The sequence below is a fragment of the Pandoraea sp. LA3 genome, from assembly GCF_022696215.1.
GTDB lineage: Bacteria > Pseudomonadota > Gammaproteobacteria > Burkholderiales > Burkholderiaceae > Pandoraea > Pandoraea capi.
The window spans coordinates 606255-630633 of the sequence record NZ_PTPY01000036.1 but is presented as its reverse complement, the minus strand read 5'-3'; the positions used below and the strand labels follow the sequence as shown (position 1 = coordinate 630633).

Below are 24379 nucleotides of genomic sequence, written 5' to 3'. Positions count from 1 at the left end.
AATGATACGGCGAGCCCTCCGATTTTGCAACTCAGTTGCACATAATCGACACGTCAGCGACATTTCCTCTCCCGACGGGGGCGAAGTTCGTCTCCTGAAACGCCGCGTCGCGGCGCGACACTTTGCCGCGCGGGTGCACCACGGCTGGAACCCGCGCGCCGCTGCGCCGGTCTGCAAGGTCTGCGATACTGCGCAGGCAGTGCGGCGGGTGCGTTCGACACGAAGGCCCCACGCGCTGCCGGGCCGCGATGTCCGCGCCCCCGACGTCCTGTGGGTGATGTCTCAACGCTGATGTCTTGTCGCTGATGCCTCACCGATGACGTCTTACCGATCTCTTCGCGATCTCTCCGATCTATTTGTCTCGACTCGAATCCGATATGCGCACTTCCAACCTCGCTTCCCACGATGCTCACCCTGCCCCGGCGCTGCGTACCGACGGCCGACTGCGCCGTGTCGTCCAGGGCCTCGCCGTGGCGGCCGCCATCGGCCTGACCGGTCTCTCGCAGGGGGCATGGGCGCACGCACACATCGCGTCGAGCGAGCCCGCCGCGCAAGCCACGGTCGACGCGCCGAAAGTGGTGCGTGTGACGTTCGACTCGGCGCTCGAAGGCGCGCTCTCGAAGCTCACCGTCGTCGATGCGAAGGGCAAGTCAGTGACCGACGCCAAGCCCGAACTCGACGCGGCCCGCAAGACGCTCACGCTCGCCGTCCCCGCCCTGTCGGCCGGTGACTATCAGGCGAACTGGGTCGCCGTGGCCAGCGACGGCCATCGCACGCAGGGCACCTTCAAGTTCACCGTGAAGTGATGTCGGCGGATCTGGCTGCCGGGACGTGGCAACCCGCAACGGCGGGTCTGCTCAATCTCGCGCTGGCGCTCGCCCTCGGCGTGTTGCTGCTGCGCAGCCCGCACGCCGTGCGACGCGGGCTCACCGTGCGCGTACTCCCCGCTTTCGCGGCGGGGCTGGCCGTGCTCGCCTGGCTGGCCTATGTGCTCGCGAGCACCGAAGCGATGACCGGTGGGGACTGGGAGACGTCGTCCGCCATGGCCGCCGACTTGTGGCTGGTCCTCACACAATCGCATTTCGGCCGCGCGCAATGGGTCGCGGGACTCGGCGCCGCCCTGCTGTGTGCGGGCGCATGGGCGTGGTACGACGCGCGACGCCGGCTGCGTGCCGTCATGCCCATCGCAGACGACCCACGCGACCGGCACCACCGTCGCGAGCATCTTCAGGAACGTTATGCACGGTGGGTCTATGCCGCCGGCGCCGTGATCCTTGCGCTGGCGCGGGCAAGCACCGGGCATGCGGCCGATGCGTCGATGCCGTGGCTCGCCATCGGCATTCACACGCTTCACGTTGCGGCGGCAGCTTCATGGACCGGGGCGCTGCTCGTCGCCGGATGCGCGATTCCGGGCTGGCGTCACTGGCCCGTGGGCGCACGCGCGGCGTACGGCGACCGGCTCTCGTCCGTGGCGACGCTGGCGATGGTCGTCGCGCTGGTGACCGGCGCGTTCAACGCATGGCGAACGCTCGGCGAGAACGCCTCGTTATGGTTTTCGGCGCAGAATGCCCCCTATCTGGCATGGCTCGTGACGAAGCTCGTGCTCGTCGCCTGTGCCGCCTTGCTGGGGGCGTGGAACCGCTGGCACTTTCTACCGCGCCTGGCGCTCGATACCGGCGAGACACCGCTCGACACGTCAGCCTTCGCACGCGTGGTGGCCATCGAAGCCCTCGTGCTGGTGATGGTGATGAGTCTGGCCGCGAAGCTCGGCACGACCATGCCGCCCGGCGTCTGACCCCGGTGTGCGACGTCATGCGTCGAATTCAATAGCAAGAAACGGAGCGCAGCACGGCGACCCACTCCCTAGACTGAAGGCTCGTCATCAGTCCTCGGGAGATCCTCGCGATGCAACCTCATCCTATGACCGCCAAACGCCCGTCGATGCCACGTAGCGACACCGCAGGTCCGCGTCAGGTGGACGCCGACGGACGTCGTGCATCCGACGCTCACCGCTACGCCACCGACGACGCCAGATGGGCCGCAGTCGTGGCACGCGACAAGCAGGCGGACGGCGAATTCTTCTACTCCGTGCGCACGACCGGCGTGTACTGCCGACCGTCGTGCGGCGCACGGCTCGCGCGACGCGAAAACGTGGCGTTCCACGCCGATACGGCGGCAGCCGAGCGAGCGGGCTTTCGTCCCTGCAAGCGATGCAAGCCGGATCAGGGCGCGCTCGATGCGCGTCACGCCGCACTGGTCACTGCCGCCTGCCGTCAGATCGAAACGGCCGACGTGCCGCCGACGCTGGAGACGCTTGCAGCACAGGCCGGCCTCAGCCCCCACTACTTCCACCGGTTGTTCCGTTCGGTGACGGGCGTGACGCCTCGCGCCTATGCCAATGCGCGTCGTGCCGAGCGCGTGCGCGATGCATTGCCCGCGGCCCAGAGCGTGACGTCGGCGTACTACGACGCGGGGTTCAACTCCAACGGCCGCTTCTACGCCAGCGCCGATGCTCTGCTCGGCATGAAGCCCGCCGCGTTCCGCGCTGGCGGCAAGGCCGAATCGATTCGCTTCGCTGTGGCGCAATGTTCGCTCGGTGCGCTACTGGTCGCCGCAACCTCACGCGGTCTGTGTGCAATATCGCTCGGCGATGATCCCGAAGCGCTCGTGCGCGAATTGCAGGATCGCTTCCCGAAGGCCGAGCTGGTCGGCGCCGACGCCGAGTTCGAGCGCTGGGTCGCGCAGGTCGTGGGCTTCGTGGAGTCGCCACACGTCGGTCTGTCGCTGCCGCTCGATGTGCGCGGCACGGCCTTCCAGCAACGCGTCTGGCAAGCCCTGCGCGACGTGCCCGCCGGCGAGACGGCCAGCTACGCGCAGATCGCCGAACGCATCGGATCGCCTCGGGCCGTGCGTGCGGTGGCGCAGGCCTGTGCCTCGAACACGCTGGCTGTGGCAATTCCGTGCCATCGGATCGTGCGCAACGACGGCGCGCTCTCCGGATATCGCTGGGGCGTCGAACGCAAACGAGCGTTGCTCGCGCATGAGCGTGACGAACACGGCGACGTCACCGCCAAGGTGAAGCTGTGAGCGATCGCGTGCCGTCGCTCGACTGGGCCGCGCTCGAAGACGAACTCAACGGCTTCGGCGCGGCGCGCATTCCCGGCTTGCTGAGCGCGCAAGAGTGTCACGCGCTCAGCGAGATGTACGGCAACCCAAACGGGCAGCATGGACGAAGCAGTACCGCGCCGACATCCGAGCGCTTTCGCAGCCGGATCGTGATGGCGCGTCACGGCTTCGGGCAAGGCGAGTATCAGTACTTCGCTTACCCGCTGCCGCCGCTCGTCGCCGAATTGCGTGAAACGTTTTACGCACCGCTACGCGAGATCGCCCATCGCTGGCATAAGGCGATGGGCATCGAAACCCGCTATCCCGCAACGCATCGCGCCTACCTAGAACAGTGTCACGACGCCGGACAGCGCCGCCCCACGCCGCTGCTATTGCGTTACGAAGCAGGCGACTACAATTGCCTGCATCAGGACCTCTATGGGGATCACGTCTTCCCGTTGCAGGTGGCGATTCTGCTGTCGAAGCCCGGCGTAGATTTCACGGGTGGCGAGTTCGTGCTGACGGAGCAACGTCCGCGCATGCAGTCGCGCGCCGAAGTCGTGCCGCTCACGCAAGGCGACGCCGTCGTGTTCGCCGTGCATCACCGGCCGGTCAATGGCACGCGCGGCGTGTACCGCGTCAACATGCGGCACGGCGTGAGTCGCGTGCGCAGTGGCCTGCGTCATACGCTGGGCGTAATCCTGCACGATGCGACGTGACTTTCCGCCCATCGATGTCTACGAAAGCCCCGCAGCCCCCAATGAAGTGACATGACGCTCGACCTCTTCGGCAACGACGCCACCGCCCCCAACGCCCCCAACGCCCCGAAGGCCGACGAACTCGGTCCGGGCGCGTTCGTGCTGCGCGGCTTCGCGCGCTCGCGTCTGACGACATTGCACGCGGATATCGATGGTGTGATTGCGCGGGCGCCGCTGCGTCACTGGCTGACGCCGGGGGGCAAGCGGATGTCGGTCGCAATGACCAATTGCGGGGACGTGGGATGGATCAGCGACAAGATGGGGTATCGCTACGGCACGCACGATCCGCTCTCGAAGCAGCCGTGGCCGTCGATGCCTGCATCGTTCGTCGATCTGGCGCGTGACGCGTCGGAAGCGGCCGGTTACCGTGATTTCGCGCCGGACGCGTGCCTCATCAACCGCTATACGCTCGACGCGCGTCTCACGCTGCATCAGGACCGCGACGAACGCGAGCTGGGCGCGCCCATCGTGTCGGTGTCGCTCGGGTTGCCGGCCGTCTTCCTGTGGGGCGGGCTGCAACGCAGCGACCGGACGCGCCGCGTGCGGCTGGAGCCGGGCGACGTCGTCGTGTGGGGTGGCCCGTCGCGACTCGTCTACCACGGCATTGCCAGCGTCGAAGGCAGCTTCGACGCGCAAGCGGTGCGCTACAACCTCACATTCCGGCAGGCGCGCTGATTCCACCGGGCACCGGGCATCGGCGCGCGCTGCCGTCACTGCTGTGGCGTCGAAGGCTTCCGACGTTCAGTACCCGACCGTGAAACGCGCACGCGGGTGCTGGTTCTTCTCGAGTTCGTCGACCAGCGCGATCGCATAGTCTTCCATCGAAATCCAGCTCTTGCCGTTGGCGTCGACGAGCAGACCGTCCGCACCGATGCGGAACTTGCCCGTGCGCTCGCCCGGTTCGAACAGGGCTGCCGGCGACAGGAACGTCCAGTTCAGCGGCGAGTCCTTCGGCTCGGCACGCAGCACTTGCAGAAACACGCGGCCAGCGCTCGCTTCCGGCTTGTAGGCCTCCGGGAATTCGGGCGTATCGATCAGTGCCTTGCCCGGCGCGATCTCCAGACTGCCTGCACCGCCTACGACCAGCAGACGCGGCACACCGGCGCGCTTGACGGCGTCGATGAGCTTGGCGGCGTCCATCGAGACGAAGCGTCCGGCGCTGATGACAGCGTCATGCCCGGCGAGCAGCGGCGCGAGCGACGACGGGTCTGCGGCGTCGCCCTTGACCACGGTGAGGCCTTTTTCGGCTTCGACGCGCTCGGGATTCCGCGCGATACCCGTGACGGTGTGACCACGTTGCAGCAGTTCTTCGGCAACGCGCGTACCGACGCGGCCGGTGATACCAATCAAAGCGACTTTCATCAGGACTCTCCTGGAGGTGAGGGGGTGTTCGAAATGCGAATGCGGAGCGAATGCGGTAAGACGGCGCACGCCGCGACTCAGATCGCGCAGCCGTCGGGGCCGCACTGCGGCAATCCGTCTGCGGTCCCGGCAGTGGTATGGGTCGCCGCGGCCGCTTGAATGGCGAGCAGACGCTCACGAAGCGCATCCCGCCACGCGTCCGGCTGGCCGAGGTAGCGGCCCGGTTCGAGCCGTTCCCACTGACCGTCGGTCTCCAGCGCGAACGTCGGGAAGCCGCTGCCCCCGACACGGGCGAGCCACGCACGGCTGTCGCGGAAGTGCTGCATGAGCGTCGCGGCATCCTGTTCGTCGAACGCCTTCGCGAAAGCATCGCGATCCAGTCCGAGGTCAGCGGCAAGGTCGACGAGCACATCGCGATCGGCAATGCGTTTGCCGTCGACGTAATGGGCGCGCTGGACTGCCGCGAACATGTCGAGGCCGCGCCCCGCGAGCGCTTCGGCCGCCAGCACGGCCGCCGTGGGTGGTGCGGAGTCGAACACGGCCGTGCTGTCGCGCAGCAGGCCCTCGAAGTAGGCATCGCCGAACGGCTGGCCGGTGAGCGCCGCGATCCGGTGATCGTGCGGCATGACGTAATTGCGCAGTTGCGGCGTGACCGGCTGAACGTTCGGGCCGGCCATCATGCCGCCGCCGTGAAACGCGACGTCCAGTCCGGTGACGTCACGCGCAGCGCGCACCAGCGGCGCAGCGGCGTAGCACCAGCCGCACAACGGGTCGGCAATGTAATGCAGAGTGGCTTGGGGCATTTCAGGGTGTCCTCGGTGATGCAGCGCCGCCATCGCATGTCAGACACGACATGCACGACCGGTTCGGCGCGTTCCATGAGTGCCATCGTAGTCGCGCCACTCGCGCAAAAAAAGCCCATAATGACGATCACTTTGTTGCATCGATCGAGCAAATCATGGACCGTCTGACTGCGATGCGGGTCTTCACCGAAGTGGCTGAGCGCGGCTCGCTCACAGCGGCGGCACAGCGTCTCGATATGTCGCGTGCGATGGTCTCGCGCTATCTAGCCGAACTCGAAGCGTGGCTCGGCACGCGCCTGCTGCACCGGACCACGCGGGCCGTGAGTCTCACGGACGCCGGCAACGACGCCCTGCCGCGCTGCCGCGAGATGCTGGGCATCGCCGACGATCTGGCTTGCGCATCGAACGCCGACAGCACGCCGCGAGGTCTGTTACGCGTGGCGTGCAGTACGTCGCTCGGGCAGGCGTTTCTGGCAGCGGCTGTCACTCGCTTCATCGTCCGGCATCCGGGCGTGGCCATCGATCTCGTGGTGGCGGACCGCACGGTCGATCTGGTCGACGAGCGCATCGATCTCGCGATCCGTGTCACGTCGGAGCCGTCTCCCGGTCTCATCGCCCGCAAGCTGGCGACCTGCCACTCGGTGGTGTGCGCGGCGCCGTCCTACCTTCAGCGTCACGGCACACCCGAGCGCGCCGAAGACCTCGCGCTTCACAACTGCCTCACGTACACCTACTTCGGCAAGAGTCTCTGGCAATTCACGCATAACGGCGCACCGCTCGGCGTGCCCGTGGGCGGCAATCTGTCAGCCAATGAAGTGAACGTGGTGTTTGCCGCGACGCTCGCGGGCGCGGGTATCTCGATGCAGCCGGTGTACTCGGCGCTGCCGCATCTGCGCGACGGCACGCTGCGCGCGCTGCTGCCGGATTACGTGCCACGTGAGATGACCGTCTACGGCGTGTACATCTCCCGCAAGCAGATGCCGAGCGCCCTGCGCGCACTGCTCGACGATCTGGTCGAACAATTCCAGACGGGATTGTTCGAGGACACGGGGTATCCGGGCCGTCAGGCCGCGCCGTCGGTCTGATCGGTACACGCCACCTCCCCGCCAGGTTTCGCTCTGCGTGACGCGGCGACGATGTCACCGAAACGTCACAATTCCCGCGTACAAACGTCGCTTGCCTCGCCCGCCCCGGGCAAGCTGACGATGTGGCGTGCGCCGCCTTTCGGCCCGTTGTCCGTCAGTCCTTGCCGCCCGGTCGCGGACGCTCACGCGCGCCCCACTGCCCGACACGTCAAACAAGGACATCATGACGCACGACACCACACCCCAGCCGCACGATCCCTCGGTCGACACCGATCTCTCGCACGAAGACGATCCGACGAACCCGTCGCGCCGCCGCATCCTTCAGGGACTGGCCGCGATCAGCGCTGCCGGCGCGGCCGGGGCCACGTTGAGCGGTTGCGCAGCGGAAGGCGGTGCCGGTGCACCCACGGCCGTCGCGCCCGGCGGTACGTTCGACGCCCAGCTCAAGGCGAACGTCAAGACAGTCGTCGTGATCTATCTCGAGAACCGCAGCTTCAACAACCTGTTCGCCGACTTCCCCGGTCTTGAGAAGCCGCTGTCGAAGGTTGCCGCGTCGGCCTACACGCAGCTCGATCGCGACGGCAAGACGCCGATGTCGCTGCTGCCTCCGGTCTTCGACGGCCTCGTGCCGCGCTCGCAGATGATCGGCGGCAAGAAGTATCACATCGGTGAGAAGGACATCGCACGTCAACCGAACGCGCCGTTCATGCTCAAGGACACCGAGGGCAAGCTGCTGCCGGAGTCGGTCATCACGCGCGACCTGTGGCATCTGTTCTGGCAGAACCAGATGCAGATCAACGACGGCGCGAACAACCAGTTCGCCGCCTGGGCCGACTCGGGCGGCCTCGTGATGGGTTACTACGGCGAGACGGCCAAGACGCTCGACATGTACAAGATCGCGCAGCAGTACACGATGTGCGACAACTTCTTCATGGCGGCTTTCGGCGGCTCGTTCCTGAATCACCAGTTCCTCGTGACGGCACGCCCGCCGGTGTATCCGAACGCCGCGCAAAGCCCGGCCAAGGACAAGATCGCCGTGCTGGCCGACGGCCCGCAAGGGGTGCGTCTGGCAGTGGCGCCGGACTCGCCGGCCTCGGCGGCCGACGGCAAGCCGAAGTTCGTGCGCGACGGGGCCATCACGCCGGACAACTACGCGGTGAACACGATGATGCCGGCGTACCAGCCGTCGCCGGTCAAGCCTGCGGCCTCGGGCGACAAGCATCTGGCCGATCCGTCGAACCCGTCGACGCTGCCGCCGCAGAATTACGCGACCATTGGCGATCTGCTCTCGCACAAGGGGGTGTCGTGGGCCTGGTACGCGGGGGCATGGCAGTCGGCGCTCGATCACAAGGGCGGTGCGGACAAGCCGAACTTCCAGTACCACCATCAGCCGTTCAACTACTTCGCCCAGTTCGCGCCGGGCACGGCAGCACGCGAGACGCACCTGCGCGATGGCGGTGAAGGCGACAGCCCGATCTCGAACAAATTCATCGCCGACGCGATTGCCGGCAAGCTGCCCGCCGTCACGTTCTACAAGCCGCAGGGCAATCTGAACCAGCACGCCGGGTATTCGGACGTGGAGTCGGGCGACCAGCACGTGGCAAACGTGCTCGCGCACCTGATGAAGTCGCCGCAGTGGAACAACATGGTGGTCGTGATCACGTACGACGAGAACGGCGGCTGGTGGGATCACGTTGCGCCGCCGAAGGGCGACCGCTGGGGTCCGGGCTCGCGCATTCCGGCCATCGTGGTCTCGCCGTTCGCCAGGCGTGGCGTCGTCGATCACACGTTCTACGACACGACGTCGATCCTGCGCTTCGTCACGCGTCTGCATGACCTGCCGACGCTCGAAGGCATTGCCTACCGTAACGCGGCCTTCGCCGCACGCGGCACGAACCCGCCGGGCGATCTGACGAAGACGCTGGCATTTGGTTGATGGCCGGATGACGATGGCGCGATAGCGATCTCATCGCGCTTTATCGCGCTTCGCATGACGCAAAAAGGGCACCTTCGGGTGCCCTTTTTTTGCCATCGGTGGAAACGTTACGCGCCGCTCAACCCTGCTCGTCGAGTTCGTCCGAGCGCAGCAGCAGTTTGTCGAGCAGACGTTCGTACACGCGCATCTCGTCGTCCGAGAGGGCGTCGAACAGTTGCTCGTAATGCGCGCGAGCGGCGTCGATCACCACGCGCCAGACACGTTCGCCCTCGGGGGTCAGCGTGACTTTGACCGCGCGACCGTCGTGATCGTCCGGCGCACGCCGCACCAACCCGCGAGTGACCAGCCCGTCGGCGCCACGGCTCGCCTGACTCTTGTCCAGATTCGCGCGACGCGCCAGTTCCGAATTCGACAACGCCCCTGCCGACCCCACGGCCGCCAGCACGCGCGATTCCGCCAGACTGAGTTGCGCGCCGTCCGCGTACGACTGCGAGATGCGCCGATCGTGCTGCTTCATCAGACGGTGCATCTTGTACGTCAGGAACTGGTCGAGCGATTTGTGGGATGGCCGCATTTCAGTGTTTTCCCCTAGACGAAATGGGTCGATATTTTGTTGCGAACGCAACCTTAGCACACTAGAATTGTTGCGTTAGCAACCAAATCTCGTAAAGCTCGATGACGCCGTGCGCCATTTGCGCGTGATGTTTGCGCCCCTGCGTCGCGCTCGCGTCGGCAAGGGATCCGCAGCCCGTGCGCCGAGCCGTTTTCCGGGTGCCGCATCATGCATAAACCAGAGACCACCCCGCGCGCGTCGCTTTATCACGCGTATCGCGTCTATCCCCATTTCTATCCGCGCGCTGCCACACAGAGCGACGCGCCAACGGTGCCCGTCACCATCGTCGGCGGCGGTCCCATCGGCATGGTCACGGCCCTTGCGCTCGCGCGTCACGGCGTGCGCTGCGTCGTGCTGCAAGCGGAGCAGCAGGTCTCGGAAGGCAGCCGAGCCATCGTCTTTACGCGTCGCTCGCAGGAGATTCTGCAAGCGGTCGGGGTGGCGGATGCCGTCGTCGCCAACGGGCTGCCCTGGACCAGCGGCAATTCGTACTACCGCGGCCAGCGCGTGTTCCGCATGGAATCGCCGGTCGACGAAGACGACCGCTTCGCGCCGCTCATCAACCTGCAACAGAATGTGCTCGAGAGCTATCTGGTCGACGCGATCGAGCGCGAACCGCTCGTGGAGATTCGCTGGGGCAACAAGCTCGTGGGGCTCACCCCGGTCGCTCAGGACGATGGCAGTGAAGGCGGCGTGGTGCTGCAAATCGACACCCCCGAGGGCGAGTACACGCAACACACCGCGTGGCTCGTGGCGGCCGACGGCGCGCGCTCGACGGTGCGCACCGCGCTCGGCCTGCGCTTCGAAGGCGCGAGCTACGAGGGGCGCTTCGTTATCGCCGACATTCGCATCGACCTCGATCTGCCGACGGAGCGCCTTGCCTACTTCGCGCCCGACTGGAATCCCGGCAACACGGTGCTGATGCATCGCGAGCCGGGCGGCATCTGGCGCGTGGACTATCAGTTGCCGGTCGACGAGACGTCCGAACATGCGCTGCAACCCGAGACAATTCGCGAGCGCATCAACGCGCAACTGGACATGATGGGTCTCGGCGGCAAGCCGTGGGACCTCGACTGGTGCTCGGTGTATTCGGCCCGCGCGCTCACGCTTCCCGATTACGTCCACGGCCACATCCTTTTCGCGGGCGACGCCGCCCACCTGCTGCCGATCTTCGGTGTGCGCGGCGCGAACACCGGCTTTCAGGACGCCATCGATCTGTCGTGGAAACTGGCAGCGGTCGTCAAGGGCGCGGCCCCTGAACCGCTGCTGGCGTCGTACACGCATGACCGTGTGGGCGCCGCGCGCGAGATCATTGCGGAAGCCGGCAAGAGCACCCGCTTCATGACGCCGCCCTCGCACGGTTTTCGCGTGCTGCGCGACGCCGTACTTGATCTCTCGCTCGATCATGAATTCGTACGTCCGCTATTTCATTGGCGCACGTCGCGCGCGCACGACTATCGCGACTCGCCGCTCAACAGCCCGAGCGACGACAACGCGACGATGGCGGCAGGCCCCACGGTCGGCGCGCCGGCCCCCAACGTGAAGCTCGGCGATAACGACTATCTCTACGATCACCTCGGTGCGGCCTTCCATCTGGTGACGTTCGGCGACCCGCCGCTCGACGACACGCTCCGTCAGGAAGTCGTGACGTGGCGCGAGCGCGGCGTGCCGGTGCAAGTCGTTGCCTTCGCGCTGTCGCAACACAGCGTCGCCGGTGCCGATCTGACGTTGCCGGACCCGACGGGCCACGCGGCCGCGAAATACGGTGCAGAGGACGGCACGACGTATCTCGTGCGCCCCGATCACCACATCTGCGCCCGCTGGCTGAAGCTCGACGCGACACGTCTGGCCGATGCGCTCGCGCACGCGACGGCGCGCGTCTGATCGACGACGTCACCGGATCGTCGCTCCATCGCGCTACATAGCGCTACGTGAACTGCATTTAGGGAAGCCCTGTCATGACCGCCCAACAAACCGCCATCGCCGGCCTCGAAGACATCTACGACACGCTCGCGCTGGCGATCGATGCCGCGCCGGAAGCCAAACGCGAGTTACTGCTCGCGAAAGTCGTCCTGCTGCTGGCCAACGAGATTCGCGATCCGCAACGCGTGATTTCGCTTATCGAGCAGGCCGCCGCGCAGGCGTAGGCGTTCGCCGAGAAGCAGACGCTGGGCGCAATGACCGAGCGCGATCGCGTTGCGGCCGTCTCATGACTGGCGGGATGATGCGTGGCGGTCATCGTTCCGGGCCATAATGCGCGAATGTTGGGAAGACGGCGTTCGAGAGGATCGAAAGCGTCTTCGCTTCCACACACATTTGTCTTCGCGTCCAAGGAACCCTTTCATGCCAGTGACAACGCCCGTGGCCGCTCAAGGCCCCACGCTCGTCGTACTGATCGACGCCGATAACGCCGCGCCCGCCATCGTCGAAGGCCTGCTCACCGAAGTTGCCAAATACGGCGTCGCGAGCGTCAAGCGCATTTACGGCGACTGGACGAAACCGAATCTCGACGGCTGGAAGAAATGCCTGCTCGAATATTCGATTCAACCGATCCAGCAATTTCGCTACACCGTCGGCAAGAACGCCACCGACAGCGCCATGATCATCGACGCGATGGATCTGCTCTACACCGGGCGCTTCGACGGCTTCTGTCTCGTGTCCAGCGACAGCGATTTCACACGGCTCGCATCGCGCATCCGTGAGCAGGGGCTGATCGTGTACGGCTTCGGGGAACGCAAGACCCCGCAGCCCTTCGTCACCGCGTGCGACAAGTTCATCTACACGGAATTGCTGCGCCAGGACGATGAACCTGACGACGACGAAGCCCCCACGCCGCGCAAGCGCCGCAGCGCGTCCGAACTCAAACGCGACACGCGACTCGTGCGACTGCTGCGCAATGCGGTGACCGCCGTCTCCGACGAAGACGGCTGGGCAAGCCTCGGCTCCATCGGCAACCACATCGCCAAGCAGGCCCCGGACTTCGACGCGCGCAACTACGGCTTCGGCAAACTCAGCGACCTCGTGGCGACCACCGGATTGTTCGACGTGGAGCAACGCTCGGGCAGCGGCAGCAACAAGGGGATCTGGGTGCGCATCAAGCCGAAGCGCAACGGGCCGGTCGCAGCGCCGCTCGCGACGGTCGACACGTCCGGGACGAGGGAGTCGAGGGAACCCATCGCACCAAAGGAGCCCTCGCCCATGAAGCCGGCGGAAGGCAGCGAGGCAACGAAAGAGACAACGAAAAGGCGCACGCGGAGCACGCGGGCCAAGTCGACGAAGCCAGCGAAGCCGCCCAAGCGCGGCGAATGAGCATCGCACCCACTTTTTTCAGGAATTTCTCGCGAAACGCTTGCCAGCTTCTGAAATTCACCCTATACTCGCGGTCTTTCTAGGCTCGTAGCTCAGTTGGTTAGAGCACCACCTTGACATGGTGGGGGTCGTTGGTTCGAATCCAATCGAGCCTACCAACGAACAAAAAGCAAAAGGCGTCCGCGTTCTCGCGTGACGCCTTTTGTTTTTTCTGCGATGGATATGCCGACCCTTTTGTGTGTCGGTCCCAGTCTGCATCCGGCACGTCCACCGGCGTTACAAAACGACACATCCCCAACACCCTCGTAGCACCTGCTACGCGAGGCCGTCGCTAGACTGGCATCAACGGTTCGACGACAGGCTCACACCGACGGCAACGTCCGAAGCGCTACCGAACCCATCCGACTCACCGGCTTCATTGCCACCGCGCGCGTAGTGTCGATTGCATCCCGCATCCTGCTGCGAGCGCTCATGGAGGACACCATGAAACGCATTCTGATCATCGCTGCCCTCGGCGCCGCCGCCGCAGTCGCATCGACCGCTGCCTCGGCTCGTGTGGACGTCGGTCTCTACCTCGGCGTGCCCGCACCTGTCGTGGCTGCGCCGGTCTATGTCGCGCCGCAGCCGGTGTACGTGGCACCGCAACCGGTGTATCGCGCGCCGCAACCGGTCGTGTACTACGGTCGCGATCGTTGGGACGACTGGCGCGAGCGCCGTTGGGAACACCGTCGCTGGGAAGAGCGTCATGATCGCGGCTGGCACCGTGGCTGGTAATCTTCACAACCTCTGCGGCCCGTAGTACCGATTTAGTACCGGATGTCTCACGACATCCTGATCGAACGAAGAACGAAGCGGCCCGCCGGTTGGCGTCGGCGGGCTTTTTAAGCGGGAAGCGGCGCCGTCGCTTTCCGCGTTCTTTTGTCCGCTTGACGTCAGCTTCACATCCGCTATACATCCGCCTCACACGCATCGTCCGACGCCTCACGTCATCGCGACATCCCGCAATTCCCGCTTCATCCATTCGACGAAAGCGCGCGTGCGCGACGGCAACAGGCGCGCATGCGGATAGACGATGCTGACCGGCCGGGCAGGCCCTTCGAAGTCCGTCAGCACACGCACCAGCCGCCCATCAGCCAACGCCCCCGCCACCTGATATGACAGGAAGCAACCGTAGCCAACACCATCGATGCATGCTTCGACCGCCGTCATCCCGTGACTGATTTCGAGATTGCCGTCGACCGCAACGACCGACTCTCGCCCGCCCTCCCAGAAGCGCCACTGACCGTAGCCGCCGCCGTGCGACAGGATGCAATTCTTGCCGATCAGCTCGCGCGGATGCTTCACGTCCCCCTGCTCGGCGATGCACGACGGGCTCGCCACCACCACGCGACGAATCGCGCCGATGCCTTGCGCCACGAGCGTGGAATCCTCCAGCGGTGAAATGCGGATGCCGACGTCGATGCCCTCCTCCCACAGATTCACCACGCGATCGTTGAGCATGAGGCGACACTTCACTGCCGGATAGGCGCGAAGGAACCGATACAACGCAGGCGCCACGTGCAACTGCCCGAACAGCACCGGCGCAGTGACGACAAGCGTGCCCGTCGGTGCCTCATGACGCGCCGCCAGCCGCGCCTCAGCCTCGTGCAACTCGCTCAGGATCTGACGGCAGGTGTCGAGATACGTCCGCCCCTCTTCGGTGAGCGCGATACGGCGCGTGGTGCGATTGAGCAGGCGCACGTCGAGCGACGTTTCCAGCGCCGCCAGCGTGCGAACCACGGCGGGCAGAGAGGAATCGAGCGCGCGCGCCGCCGCACTCAGGCTGCCCTGATCGACGATGGCCACGAAGGTCTGCATTGCGCGAAGTTTGTCCATGCGGCGCATCATTACTCCGATTTTCGGAGTAGTCAAATCAGGTTGACGCCATTTATCCGGAAATCGGCGAGATGGACAATGCGTTTATCGCGTGACGGTTCTGACGCCAGCATCCGCACGTTCCCTATGTTCTTGCCAACGGAGATGCCCTATGACCCGCCCTGCCGACACCCATGCCCACGCTCCCGCTCGCCCGATCCGTCTGTACCGGTTCGCGCTGTCGGGTCATTGCCATCGCGTCGAGCTGATGCTCCGGCTGCTCGACCTGCCTTACGAGACGGTCGACGTCGATCTGGGGTCCGGTGAACACAAGCAGCCCCCTTACCTCGCCATCAACCCGTTCGGTCAGGTGCCCGCCATCGACGACAACGGCGTGGTGCTCGCCGATTCCAACGCGATCCTCGTCTATCTCGCGAATCGCTACGACGTGTCGCACGCGTGGTTGCCGCAAGACGCCGTGGCCGCCGCCGATGTGCAGCGCTGGCTGTCCGTCGCTGCCGGGGATCTCGCCTTTGGTGCGGCCGCCGCGCGCGTGGCGGTGGTGTTCAACCGCAACGTCGACACGACCGCGATGATCGAGCGCGGCGTGCTGCTGCTCACGCGTCTGGAAGCACATCTGAGCGGGCCGAAGGCGACGGCGTTCGTCACCGCCGCCACGCCGACGATTGCCGATATCGCGCTGTACACGTATCTGGCGCATGCCCCTGAAGGCAACGTCTCGCTCCAGCCGTATCCCGCCGTGCGCGCCTGGCTGGCTCGCATCGAAGCGATGCCGCGTTTCGTACCGATGGCCCCCACGGCCTGCGGTCTGAATGCGCTTGCCGCCTGACCAAAGGTTCGGCCGCCCCCTCCGGCCGGATGTCGCCTGAACTGAAGGAGAGACGCATGAACGCCCCCGCCCCGACACCCCTTCAACTCGAATCGCCGTTCCATGCCGGCGAGATCTACGTGCAGACGCTGGCCGGCTCGCGTGAAGCGATGGCGGAAATCGGCGGGCGCGTGATTCGTCTCGCGATGCCGGATCAGCACCGTCAGTTCTTCGCGCAACTGCCGTTCGTCGTGATGGGCGCGCTCGATGCCGACGATCAACCGTGGGCCACGTTGTTGAGCGGCACGCCCGGCTTTGCCCATTCGCCCGACCCGACGCTGCTGCGCGTGAACGCGTTTGCGCCGCCGACCGATCCGCTCTACAGCGCGGTGCGGCAGGGGGCGTCGGTCGGGTTACTCGGCATCGAGCCGTCAACGCGCCGTCGCAATCGGATGAATGGCACCGTCGAGGAAGTCGATGCGCAAGGCTTCACGCTGCGCGTTGCGCAAAGCTTCGGCAATTGCCCGCAGTACATCCGCAAGCGGGAGATCACACCGCAGGAACATGACGCGCCGCCCGTGGCCGAGCCGTCGCAGACCTCGCTCGACGACGAAGCCCAGTGGCAGATCGCCAGCGCCGACACGTTCTTCATCGCGACGCATTACGCGGGAGACGGTGCAACGCAACGCAGCGCGGGCACCGACGTCTCGCATCGCGGCGGCAAGCCGGGGTTCGTGCGCGTGGAGGATGCGAACACGCTGATGTGGCCCGACTTTCGCGGCAATTCGTTCTACAACACGCTCGGCAACCTGCACGTCAATCCGCGCGCGGGGCTGGTGTTCGTCGACTTCGCATCGGGCGATTTTCTGCACGTCGCGGGCGATGCCGAGGTGCTCTGGCACGACGAGACCGAAAGCGGCTTCGAAGGCGCGCTGCGACTAGTCCGTCTGCACGTGCGTGAAGTGCGGCGCGTGCGCGGTGCGCTGCCCGCCGCGTGGCGCGACGGCGAGGCGTCGCCCAGCGTCGAGCGCACCGGCGACTGGCCCACCGCCTGAAACTATCGGACGCGCGCTTGCTCGTTCAGAGTCCGCCGTGTAAAGTGTGTCCACGCCCGTCGAGTGACGGGCGTTACCTTTCTTCTCATCGATCCATGACCGCTGACTCGTCCATCCGCCTCGCCGTATCGCCGCCGCAACGCGGTGCGAGCGCACGGCTGCGCGGACGTTTTGCGGCCGTCGCGCCTCCCCCGCCGTCCGGCGTGGCACCGCCCGCTGTGGTGGTCGTCAGCGCCGTAGTGGCCTGACGCCACGTCTGGCGCGCCGGGTGTTCGTCACCCGGCACAACACCTTTTCATCTGAATATCAGTTCTGTCCCGCCTGTCTGCGCGTTGCGTCAGACGCGATGACGCTGCTTTGCACGAATCGGTTCACTGCAATGCCTTGATGCCTTGATGCATCGATGCATGGGCGAGTCGATACGTCGATGTCAGCACGCCCGCGCACGCGCCATGCACGTGGCCGACGCAGCGGCAGCACGAGGCGGACAGACTGCACTGGGGAAGATCGATGCAACTCGATGGTCTCGCGTGGCGCCGGCATGGCGCAACGCTCTTGTTCGTTCTGCTTTGGAGCGGCGGCGCACTCGCCGCCAAATGGGGGCTGACGCATGCGTCGGCGTTTGCCTTTCTCGTGATTCGTCTGGGTGTGGCACTCGCCGCACTGACGCTCATCGCGCTCACGAGACGCCAATGGTGGCCCGCCGCCGGTACGCGATGGCAGGTCGCCGGCACGGGCGTATTGCTGATCGGCGGCTACCAGGCTGCGTATCTGCTCGCGCTGGCCAACGGCATCACGCCGGGGGCGCTGGCGACGGTGCTCGGTGTCCAGCCGATTCTCACGCTGGTGGCGCTGGAGCGACGTCACAGTGCGCGCCGTCTGCTGGGTCTTGCCGTCGCGCTCGCCGGGCTGGCGCTCGTCGTCGCCCAGAGCCTGATGTCCGCCCGACTGTCGGCAGCGGGATCGATCTGGGCGCTGAGCGCACTCGCCTGCATGACGCTCGGCACGCTCGCGCAGAAAGGCTCGCGGCAGACCCCCCTCGACGTGCTGCCCTTGCAGTACGCCGTGGGGCTGGCACTCGCGTTGCTCGTCGCACCGACGCAGCCGTGGCACATCGATGGCACCGTCGGCTTCTGGCTGCCCCTGCTCTACATGGGGCTGGTGATTTCGGTGGGCGCCACGCTACTGCTCTACCGGATGATCGCCTCCGGCAATCTCGTGACCGTCACCAGCCTGTTCTATCTGGTGCCCGTGGTCACGGCGCTGCTCGACTGGGGCATCTTCGGCCATCGCCCGACGGCGCTGGCGGTCGCGGGCACCGGCGCGATCCTGCTGGGGCTTCGGTTGGCGCTTCGGTAGTCGGGGACGATGGCGTCGGACGTGGGCGCGGACGTTCGTGGTCCGCGTCCACCCGCCCCGAAAGACACCGGCATCGACGGCGAGGATATCCCCGTCGACCATGGCGCCTCGCCATCTCGGCTAAGATTGTCGGCTTCAGGGTGACAATGCGGATAGGAATCCGTGAGTTGTCACCCGCTTCCCCCTCATGCTTTCTCTCACTCTTTCTGACGACGGAAATCGGACCGATGGATCTGCTCGACGACATGCGTATCTTCGTCACCGCCGTGGACGCCATGAGCTTTACCGGCGCGGCAGCAAAGCTCGGCCTGTCGAAGCAGTTCGTGAGCCGTCGCATCTCCTCGCTGGAGCAGTCGCTCGGCGCTCGCCTGCTGCTGCGCACGACGCGGCGGCTGTCGGTGACTGACCTTGGACGGATCTATTACGAGCGGGCAAAGCGCATCATCGACGACGTCGAAGCCGCGAATCTGGCGGTGAGCAGTCAGGGAGAACGCCCGCGCGGCAATCTGCGGGTCTCCGCGCCGATGTCCTTCGGCACAATGTTCCTCGGCTCGGTGATCCCCTCGTTTCTCACGACGTATCCGGACGTCACGATCGAGCTGGAACTGAACGACCGCACCGTCGACATCATCGGCGAAGGCTACGACGTGGCGGTGCGCATCGGCGCGCTGGCCGATTCATCGCTGATCGCCCGGACGGTCGCGCCCATGCGGATGGTCACCTGCGCCAGCCCGCGCTATCTGGACGCTCACGGCGCGCCGCAAACCCCGGAAGACCTGCGCGATCACGCGCTGCTGCCCTACGGCCATAGCCAGCGGGTGAACTGGCATTACGCGCGCGACGGGCATCCGCTGGAAATCCCGGTGTCCGGGCGTCTTCGCGTGAACAACGGCGAACTGGCCCGCGACGCCGCCGTCGCCGGGCTGGGCTTGACCTGGCTGCCGGTGTTCATCGTCGCGCCGGCCTTGCTGGGCGGGCGTCTCGTGACGGTGCTCGACGACTTCGAGCCCACGCCGTCGTCGATTTATGTCGTCTATCCGCAGCATCGTCAGGCATCGCTCGTGATCCGGGCGTTTTCGGACTTTCTGGCGTCTGCATGCAGCGTGGCCGGCACGCAGTGGTGAGCGAGTCCGACGCGACGCCACGCGATGAAAGGATGACATCGCTGGAATGCAGTCCTGGCGTGCGGGAAAAGCGCCGGGAAGCCGGACAAAGCGGCACGAAACGGCACGAATCGCCCATCAGACTTGACCATCCCTAGTCCGGACGGGGATACTTGACAGGTTAAAAACCCAGCTTTTTCACGCCGATGACCACGATTCTGCAACACATCCCCACGGGACAACGGGTCGGCATCGCCTTTTCGGGCGGTCTCGACACCAGCGCTGCGCTGCTTTGGATGCGCCAAAAGGGCGCGATTCCCTACGCTTACACGGCCAATCTGGGTCAGCCGGACGAACCTGATTACGAAGACATCCCGCGCCGTGCGATGGGTTACGGCGCCGAGAACGCCCGCCTGATCGACTGCCGTGCGCAACTCGTGGCCGAAGGCATCGCCGCCCTGCAATCGGGCGCGTTCCACATTTCGACCGCCGGCGTCACGTACTTCAACACCACGCCGATCGGCCGCGCCGTCACGGGCACGATGCTCGTGGCCGCCATGAAGGAAGATGGCGTCAACATCTGGGGCGATGGCAGCACGTACAAGGGCAATGACATCGAGCGTTTCTATCGCTACGGTCTCTTGACCAACCCGGGTCTGCAAATCTACAAGCCGTGGCTGGACCAGACGTTCATCGACGAACTCGGTGGCCGTAAGGAAATGTCGGAATTCCTGATCGCCAACGGTTTCGACTACAAGATGTCGGTCGAGAAGGCCTATTCGACGGACTCGAACATGCTCGGCGCCACGCACGAAGCCAAGGATCTCGAGCACCTGAATTCGGGCATCAAGATCGTGCAGCCGATCATGGGCGTGCCGTTCTGGCGCGACGATTGCGCGATCAAGGCTGAAGAAGTCACGGTTCGCTTCGAAGAAGGCCAGCCGGTGGCGTTGAACGGCAAGACGTTCGCCAACGCCGTCGAGTTGTTCGAAGAAGCCAACCGCATCGGTGGCCGTCATGGTCTGGGTATGAGCGACCAGATCGAGAACCGCATCATCGAAGCGAAGAGCCGCGGCATCTACGAAGCCCCGGGCCTCGCGCTGCTGTTCATCGCCTACGAACGCCTCGTGACGGGCATCCACAACGAAGATACCATCGAGCAATACCGCGAGAACGGCCGTCGTCTGGGCCGTCTGCTGTATCAGGGCCGTTGGTTCGACCCGCAGGCCATCATGCTGCGCGAGACGGCACAACGCTGGGTGGCGCGCGCCGTCACCGGCGAAGTGACGATCGAACTGCGTCGCGGCAACGACTACTCGCTGCTGAACACGACCTCGCCGAACCTGACGTACAAGCCGGAACGCCTGACGATGGAAAAGGGCGATTCGGTCTTCACACCGCTCGACCGTATCGGCCAGCTCACGATGCGCACGCTCGACATCGTCGACACGCGCGAGAAGCTGATGACTTACGCGAAGGCCGGTCTGCTGACGTCGACGGGCGACGACGCCCTGCCGCAGCTCGAAGGCAAGAAGGACTGAGACCCACCAACGTATCGTGCCTCCCGGTGAGGTCGCGATGCGTCTGTATCGTCTGCCACAACAGGCGGTGCGCCCCGTAAGGGACGCACCGCCTTTGTTTTTTGGTCTGTCACGGTTGACGCGCTAAGATAGCGACAAAAATAAGCGGCATCCCAAATTAGTTCTAACCCTCCCGCATTCGGGGTGCGTGTCGTCCCCTTGCCGGGACGCGCGCATGCGATGGAGACTCTCGTTGGTACGTCTGATTCTGTTATTGCTTGGCGTGAATTACCTGCGCCGCCGGGCTCGTGCGCTGATCTGGATCGGCGCGATCTTCTTTGCCTTCGGCCTGGCGCTGATCGTCGATGCGCTCGACGGCGTGGTGCATTTCCCGCTCAAGGTCTTCGCGTGGCTGCTGCTGCTCGAAGGGCTGGCGACGCTTGCCATCGCGACCATCGGCGTGGGCGGTCAACGGCTCGTGCGCGGACTCAAGGGCGGTACGTTCACGGTCGCGGCATTGCTCGTACTCGTCTTCCATCAGTTCAACGGCAACTTCTGGCTGTCGATGCTGTTCGGCACGCTGTTCCTCGCAGACGGCCTGCTGCAATGCGTGGCGGCCTACGTGGTGCGCTATCCGCGCTGGATCTGGGCGATGGTCGGCGGTCTGCTGGAAATCGGCGTGGCGATCTTCTTCTACCAGCCGTATCCCACGCACTACAAGGGCACACTGCCGTACGCCATCGGACTGGGCCTCGTCTTCACCGGGTGGAACGTGCTCGTGCTCGCCATGCGCGCGCGACGCATGCGTGGCGACTTCCGCGTCGAGCAGATTCTCGGTAGCCCGGAAGACAAGCGCCGCCTGTGGCGCGATCGTCCCCGCGCCCCGCGTTGGGACGGTCCGCCCACGGACGCCGAACCCGCGCTGACGGTGCACGTCTGGACGCCGTCGGGGTCCTCCAAAGCCCCTGCACGTCGGCATCCGGTGATCGATCGCTATATCGCTGCCGTCGACAAGAATGGCGTGATTTCGACCGGCCACGCTGCGCTAGAGAGCCACGAGGGAGTCTATGTGAGTCTCTACCCCGCGAAGGAAATCGACCGTTCGCCGGATCAGTTCGGACAGTTGCTGCGCGCCACCCGCGAGAACGACGTGCCCGGCACGTTCCAGCCGGACTACGCAACCGAATCGAAGGCCTGGTGTCCGTCGACGGTCAAGGTTCGCATTCGCAATTACAGTCCGCAGCAATTGGCCGCTTTCTGGCAGACATACCAGCGCAACGCCACGTATAACCTCACGCACCGCAACTGTTCGAGCAGTGTGGCCAAGGCGCTCGAAGCCGCTATCGAGGGTCGTGTGGGGCAATTGCAGAACGGCGCCGATGCCGGCTGGTGGACGTTCGTCCGGCTGTGGCTCACGCCGGAGCTGTGGGTCGCGGCGCAACTGCGCAAGCGCGCCAAGACCATGGCGTGGACGCCGGGTCTGGTGCTGGACTATGCGCGCGCGGTGAGCATGCTCGTCGATCCGCGTCCGTTCGGCTGGATCACCATGACGTCGCTGGCGCTGCGCCGGATGCGTCGCTCGCGCCGTGCGTGGCGCGAGGCCGAGCAAGCCGCAGCAACGCAGGCACAAGGCGGTCAGGCGTCGCACGGTTGACGTGCGCCGCAGGGCGCCTCGACGTGTTTGATCGCGCTTGATCGCGGCCGATCGCACTCAGTCGCATCCGGTCGCGCCTGATTGCCAGGAGGCGCGAACGTCACGGTCGGGGACGCATCGATTCGGCATTATTGAGACTTTCACAGGGGGACGGTGTAACGTCACCCGTATTGGCCAGGCAAGAGCAGCAGGCATCCGGGCAGTGCGCGAGCGCTGCTCGCCCAAGCATCCCGCATCATCCAATACGAGGACAGTTCAACATGTTCAACCGCCTGTGGCGCTATGTCAGCGCCGCGCTGTTCGCCAGTCTGGTCATCGGCCGTGCCGCACATGCGATTACGCCCGAGGCCGCTCCCGTCACCATTCCGCACGGCGCGATCGTCGAACGGCAACCGCTCAATCCCGACTACGGACTCGCGGAAGCCAGCGCGCAGTTCAAGATCCGCTATAGCTCCATCGATGGGGTCGGCGGCATCGAAGCCCGCGAGGACACCGGCGCTGTCTTCCTGCCCAAGGGGCCGACACCGCCGGGCGGCTGGCCGGTCGTCCTCTGGGCGCACGGCACGGTCGGCATCGCCAGCACTTGTGCCCCGTCGCTCAATGTCCGTAGCCCGCGCGACATTCAATATCTCGACACCTGGCTCTCGCTCGGCTTCGCGGTGGTGGCGCCGGACTACGCCGGCCTCGGCTCGCCGGGGCTGCATCACTATCTGAATTCGCGGGCCGAAGCGTATAGCGTGCTCGACAGCCTGCTGGCCGCGCGCAGCGTCTTCCCGTTACAGAACCGCGTGGTGCTCATCGGGCAGTCGCAAGGAGCGCACGCCGCGTTCGCCGCCGCGGGATACCAGCCGCAGTACGCGCCGGACGTCAAAGTCGTCGCGACAATCCTGACCGGCACGCCATATTTCAACGCGCAAACGTCGGCCAGCAAGCTGTTCTCGGGTCAGCCCGATCCGGGCGCGCCGGACCCGAAGATTCCATACGCGATGTACATTTTCCTGTCGGCCGCCGACCGCGATCCGTCGCTGAACCCGGCGAAGTACTTCTCGCCGCAGGCGCTGCCGGTCCTCAACGAAGCGCGCACGCTGTGCATCGACACGCTGACCGACCATTCCACTGCCGCCGGGCTGAACGCCGGCAACAGCATGCAGCCGGACATTCAGAAGTTGCTGGACAGCCAGACACCGTCACTGCGCTATCCGACGCTGCGCATCCAGCATCCGGTGTTCATCGGCATGGGATCGGAAGATATCGACGTGCCGCTCATCATGCAGCAGGCCTTCGCCCGCGACGTCACCAGAGCCGGTACGAAGACGCTCGTGCGCGTCTATCAGGGACTGGATCACGATGCGACGGTCAACCCGTCCCTGCGCGACTCCGTACCGTTCCTGCTGCAACTGATGGCAACGAAGAAGGGTGCACGCGCACAATAACTAGAGGCATGACTCGGATTTCTCCGGGGGGATTCGTTGAACAGCACGGCGACACCGAAAATAACTCATTGATTTCATGATGATTATTTTCCGTTGCGTATACGCAACAAGCGGACACTTACGTAAAAATACATATGGTGCATCGCAACACGCCGTCCTATACTGAACTCGTCTCCTCCATGTCTCCTCCTGATATGGATTAAGCCCGCAACGCGCGGGCTTTCTTTTTTTCTGCGGTCAGTCGATCGCGGCAGCGCACGCATCCGTCGGCGCGGCCAGCACACCCCCAACCCCCGGAATAATCTTCAAGCCGGCCGAAGCCACCCGGCACGGTGCCGCCAGCAATCCGCATCCCGCCACCGACGTCACGAACGGCAGAATCGCGAACAGTGCCCACCAGCGGCGCCAGTTGCGCGGCGCAGGTTTCGACATCGACGCACCGGCGCGGTCGAACCCTGCCGACGGGATGGGCGGTTGCGGGTCGTGCGCGTCAATCGTCGCAAAGTGACGGGCGTGCGGGGTCGCGATGGCCTTACGGCTCATCGTAGGATGCGTAGTCATCGGGGGGCGTCCTGAGTCGGGCTAGGTGCCGGAAAACCGG

The 24379-nt window shown here is 65.3% G+C and carries 23 protein-coding genes, 1 tRNA gene and 1 pseudogene; 20 read left to right on the top strand and 5 right to left on the bottom strand.

Annotation, left to right across the window (positions count from 1 at the left end; all coding sequences use genetic code 11):
* Window positions 1-377 precede the first annotated feature (377 nt).
* From C5N93_RS21270 to alkB, 5 genes are all read left to right on the top strand, one after another.
* The gene (locus tag C5N93_RS21270) at window positions 378-806 is read left to right on the top strand and encodes a copper resistance protein CopC (RefSeq protein ID WP_242560794.1); all 429 of its coding nucleotides are present in this window, start codon (window positions 378-380) and stop codon (window positions 804-806) included.
* Window positions 806-1795, top strand: coding sequence for a CopD family protein (locus C5N93_RS21265; RefSeq protein ID WP_242560793.1), 990 nt, complete (start codon window positions 806-808; stop codon window positions 1793-1795). Before C5N93_RS21270 ends, C5N93_RS21265 begins: the two co-directional genes overlap by 1 nt.
* A gap of 110 nt (window positions 1796-1905) precedes the next feature.
* Entirely contained in the window at window positions 1906-3087 is a 1182-nt protein-coding gene (gene ada, locus C5N93_RS21260; RefSeq protein WP_242560792.1) for a bifunctional DNA-binding transcriptional regulator/O6-methylguanine-DNA methyltransferase Ada, read from the top strand.
* A complete protein-coding gene (locus tag C5N93_RS21255; RefSeq protein ID WP_242560791.1) occupies window positions 3084-3824 on the top strand; it encodes a 2OG-Fe(II) oxygenase in 741 nt (246 codons plus the stop codon). The genes ada and C5N93_RS21255 overlap by 4 nt, the downstream gene beginning before the upstream one ends.
* 51 nt (window positions 3825-3875) lie before the next feature.
* The gene (gene alkB / locus C5N93_RS21250) at window positions 3876-4538 is read left to right on the top strand and encodes a DNA oxidative demethylase AlkB (RefSeq protein WP_242560790.1); all 663 of its coding nucleotides are present in this window, start codon (window positions 3876-3878) and stop codon (window positions 4536-4538) included.
* A gap of 66 nt (window positions 4539-4604) precedes the next feature.
* Here the strand turns inward: alkB and C5N93_RS21245 are convergent, their stop codons facing one another.
* Complete coding sequence (locus C5N93_RS21245) at window positions 4605-5225, bottom strand: NAD(P)-dependent oxidoreductase (protein ID WP_242560789.1); 621 nt, start codon at window positions 5223-5225, stop codon at window positions 4605-4607.
* Between the two features lie 77 nt (window positions 5226-5302).
* The gene (locus C5N93_RS21240; RefSeq protein WP_242560788.1) at window positions 5303-6028 is read right to left on the bottom strand and encodes a DsbA family protein; all 726 of its coding nucleotides are present in this window, start codon (window positions 6026-6028) and stop codon (window positions 5303-5305) included.
* A 155-nt stretch (window positions 6029-6183) separates the two neighbouring features.
* Here C5N93_RS21240 and C5N93_RS21235 point away from each other — a divergent pair, with 155 nt between their 5' ends.
* On the top strand, window positions 6184-7113 hold the full coding sequence (locus C5N93_RS21235; RefSeq protein ID WP_242560787.1) for a LysR family transcriptional regulator: 930 nt from the start codon (window positions 6184-6186) through the stop codon (window positions 7111-7113).
* Between the two features lie 223 nt (window positions 7114-7336).
* Complete coding sequence (locus C5N93_RS21230) at window positions 7337-9049, top strand: acid phosphatase (RefSeq protein ID WP_242560786.1); 1713 nt, start codon at window positions 7337-7339, stop codon at window positions 9047-9049.
* Window positions 9050-9167: 118 nt separating this feature from the next.
* Here the strand turns inward: C5N93_RS21230 and C5N93_RS21225 are convergent, their stop codons facing one another.
* A complete protein-coding gene (locus C5N93_RS21225) occupies window positions 9168-9623 on the bottom strand; it encodes a MarR family transcriptional regulator (RefSeq protein WP_242560785.1) in 456 nt (151 codons plus the stop codon).
* Window positions 9624-9830: 207 nt separating this feature from the next.
* Here C5N93_RS21225 and C5N93_RS21220 point away from each other — a divergent pair, with 207 nt between their 5' ends.
* From C5N93_RS21220 to C5N93_RS21200, 5 genes and pseudogenes are all read left to right on the top strand, one after another.
* Entirely contained in the window at window positions 9831-11546 is a 1716-nt protein-coding gene (locus C5N93_RS21220) for an FAD-dependent monooxygenase (protein WP_242560784.1), read from the top strand.
* Window positions 11547-11620: 74 nt separating this feature from the next.
* Window positions 11621-11809 (top strand): DUF2783 domain-containing protein, encoded by a 189-nt coding sequence (locus C5N93_RS21215; RefSeq protein WP_150720894.1) that lies wholly within the window; start codon window positions 11621-11623, stop codon window positions 11807-11809.
* Between the two features lie 196 nt (window positions 11810-12005).
* Window positions 12006-12761: pseudogene (locus tag C5N93_RS21210) on the top strand (NYN domain-containing protein); the annotation flags it as partial.
* Window positions 12762-13052: 291 nt separating this feature from the next.
* A tRNA-Val gene (locus C5N93_RS21205) sits at window positions 13053-13129 on the top strand.
* Window positions 13130-13454: 325 nt separating this feature from the next.
* Window positions 13455-13745, top strand: coding sequence for a hypothetical protein (locus tag C5N93_RS21200; RefSeq protein ID WP_150720893.1), 291 nt, complete (start codon window positions 13455-13457; stop codon window positions 13743-13745).
* A 207-nt stretch (window positions 13746-13952) separates the two neighbouring features.
* Here the strand turns inward: C5N93_RS21200 and C5N93_RS21195 are convergent, their stop codons facing one another.
* Window positions 13953-14846 (bottom strand): LysR family transcriptional regulator, encoded by an 894-nt coding sequence (locus C5N93_RS21195; protein WP_242560783.1) that lies wholly within the window; start codon window positions 14844-14846, stop codon window positions 13953-13955.
* Window positions 14847-14997: 151 nt separating this feature from the next.
* On the opposite strand from C5N93_RS21195, the gene C5N93_RS21190 reads away from it, so the two are divergent.
* From C5N93_RS21190 to C5N93_RS21155, 8 genes are all read left to right on the top strand, one after another.
* Window positions 14998-15675 carry a glutathione S-transferase N-terminal domain-containing protein gene (locus tag C5N93_RS21190; RefSeq protein WP_242560782.1) on the top strand — a complete coding sequence of 226 codons (678 nt, stop codon included), beginning with the start codon at window positions 14998-15000 and terminating at the stop codon, window positions 15673-15675.
* A gap of 56 nt (window positions 15676-15731) precedes the next feature.
* Window positions 15732-16709: a pyridoxamine 5'-phosphate oxidase family protein gene (locus C5N93_RS21185; protein ID WP_242560781.1), complete on the top strand. Its 978-nt coding sequence runs from the start codon at window positions 15732-15734 to the stop codon at window positions 16707-16709.
* Between the two features lie 95 nt (window positions 16710-16804).
* Window positions 16805-16957 (top strand): hypothetical protein, encoded by a 153-nt coding sequence (locus C5N93_RS21180; RefSeq protein ID WP_174980921.1) that lies wholly within the window; start codon window positions 16805-16807, stop codon window positions 16955-16957.
* A 262-nt stretch (window positions 16958-17219) separates the two neighbouring features.
* Entirely contained in the window at window positions 17220-18068 is an 849-nt protein-coding gene (locus tag C5N93_RS21175; RefSeq protein ID WP_069342110.1) for a DMT family transporter, read from the top strand.
* Window positions 18069-18295: 227 nt separating this feature from the next.
* Window positions 18296-19192 (top strand): LysR family transcriptional regulator, encoded by an 897-nt coding sequence (locus C5N93_RS21170; protein ID WP_069342109.1) that lies wholly within the window; start codon window positions 18296-18298, stop codon window positions 19190-19192.
* 185 nt (window positions 19193-19377) lie between these two features.
* On the top strand, window positions 19378-20712 hold the full coding sequence (argG, locus tag C5N93_RS21165) for an argininosuccinate synthase (RefSeq protein WP_069342108.1): 1335 nt from the start codon (window positions 19378-19380) through the stop codon (window positions 20710-20712).
* A 232-nt stretch (window positions 20713-20944) separates the two neighbouring features.
* The gene (locus C5N93_RS21160) at window positions 20945-22345 is read left to right on the top strand and encodes a hypothetical protein (RefSeq protein WP_069342107.1); all 1401 of its coding nucleotides are present in this window, start codon (window positions 20945-20947) and stop codon (window positions 22343-22345) included.
* Between the two features lie 260 nt (window positions 22346-22605).
* Window positions 22606-23778 (top strand): alpha/beta fold hydrolase, encoded by a 1173-nt coding sequence (locus C5N93_RS21155; protein WP_242560780.1) that lies wholly within the window; start codon window positions 22606-22608, stop codon window positions 23776-23778.
* 237 nt (window positions 23779-24015) lie between these two features.
* Here the strand turns inward: C5N93_RS21155 and C5N93_RS28485 are convergent, their stop codons facing one another.
* Window positions 24016-24210 (bottom strand): DUF6726 family protein, encoded by a 195-nt coding sequence (locus C5N93_RS28485; protein WP_343032058.1) that lies wholly within the window; start codon window positions 24208-24210, stop codon window positions 24016-24018.
* Window positions 24211-24379 lie beyond the last annotated feature (169 nt).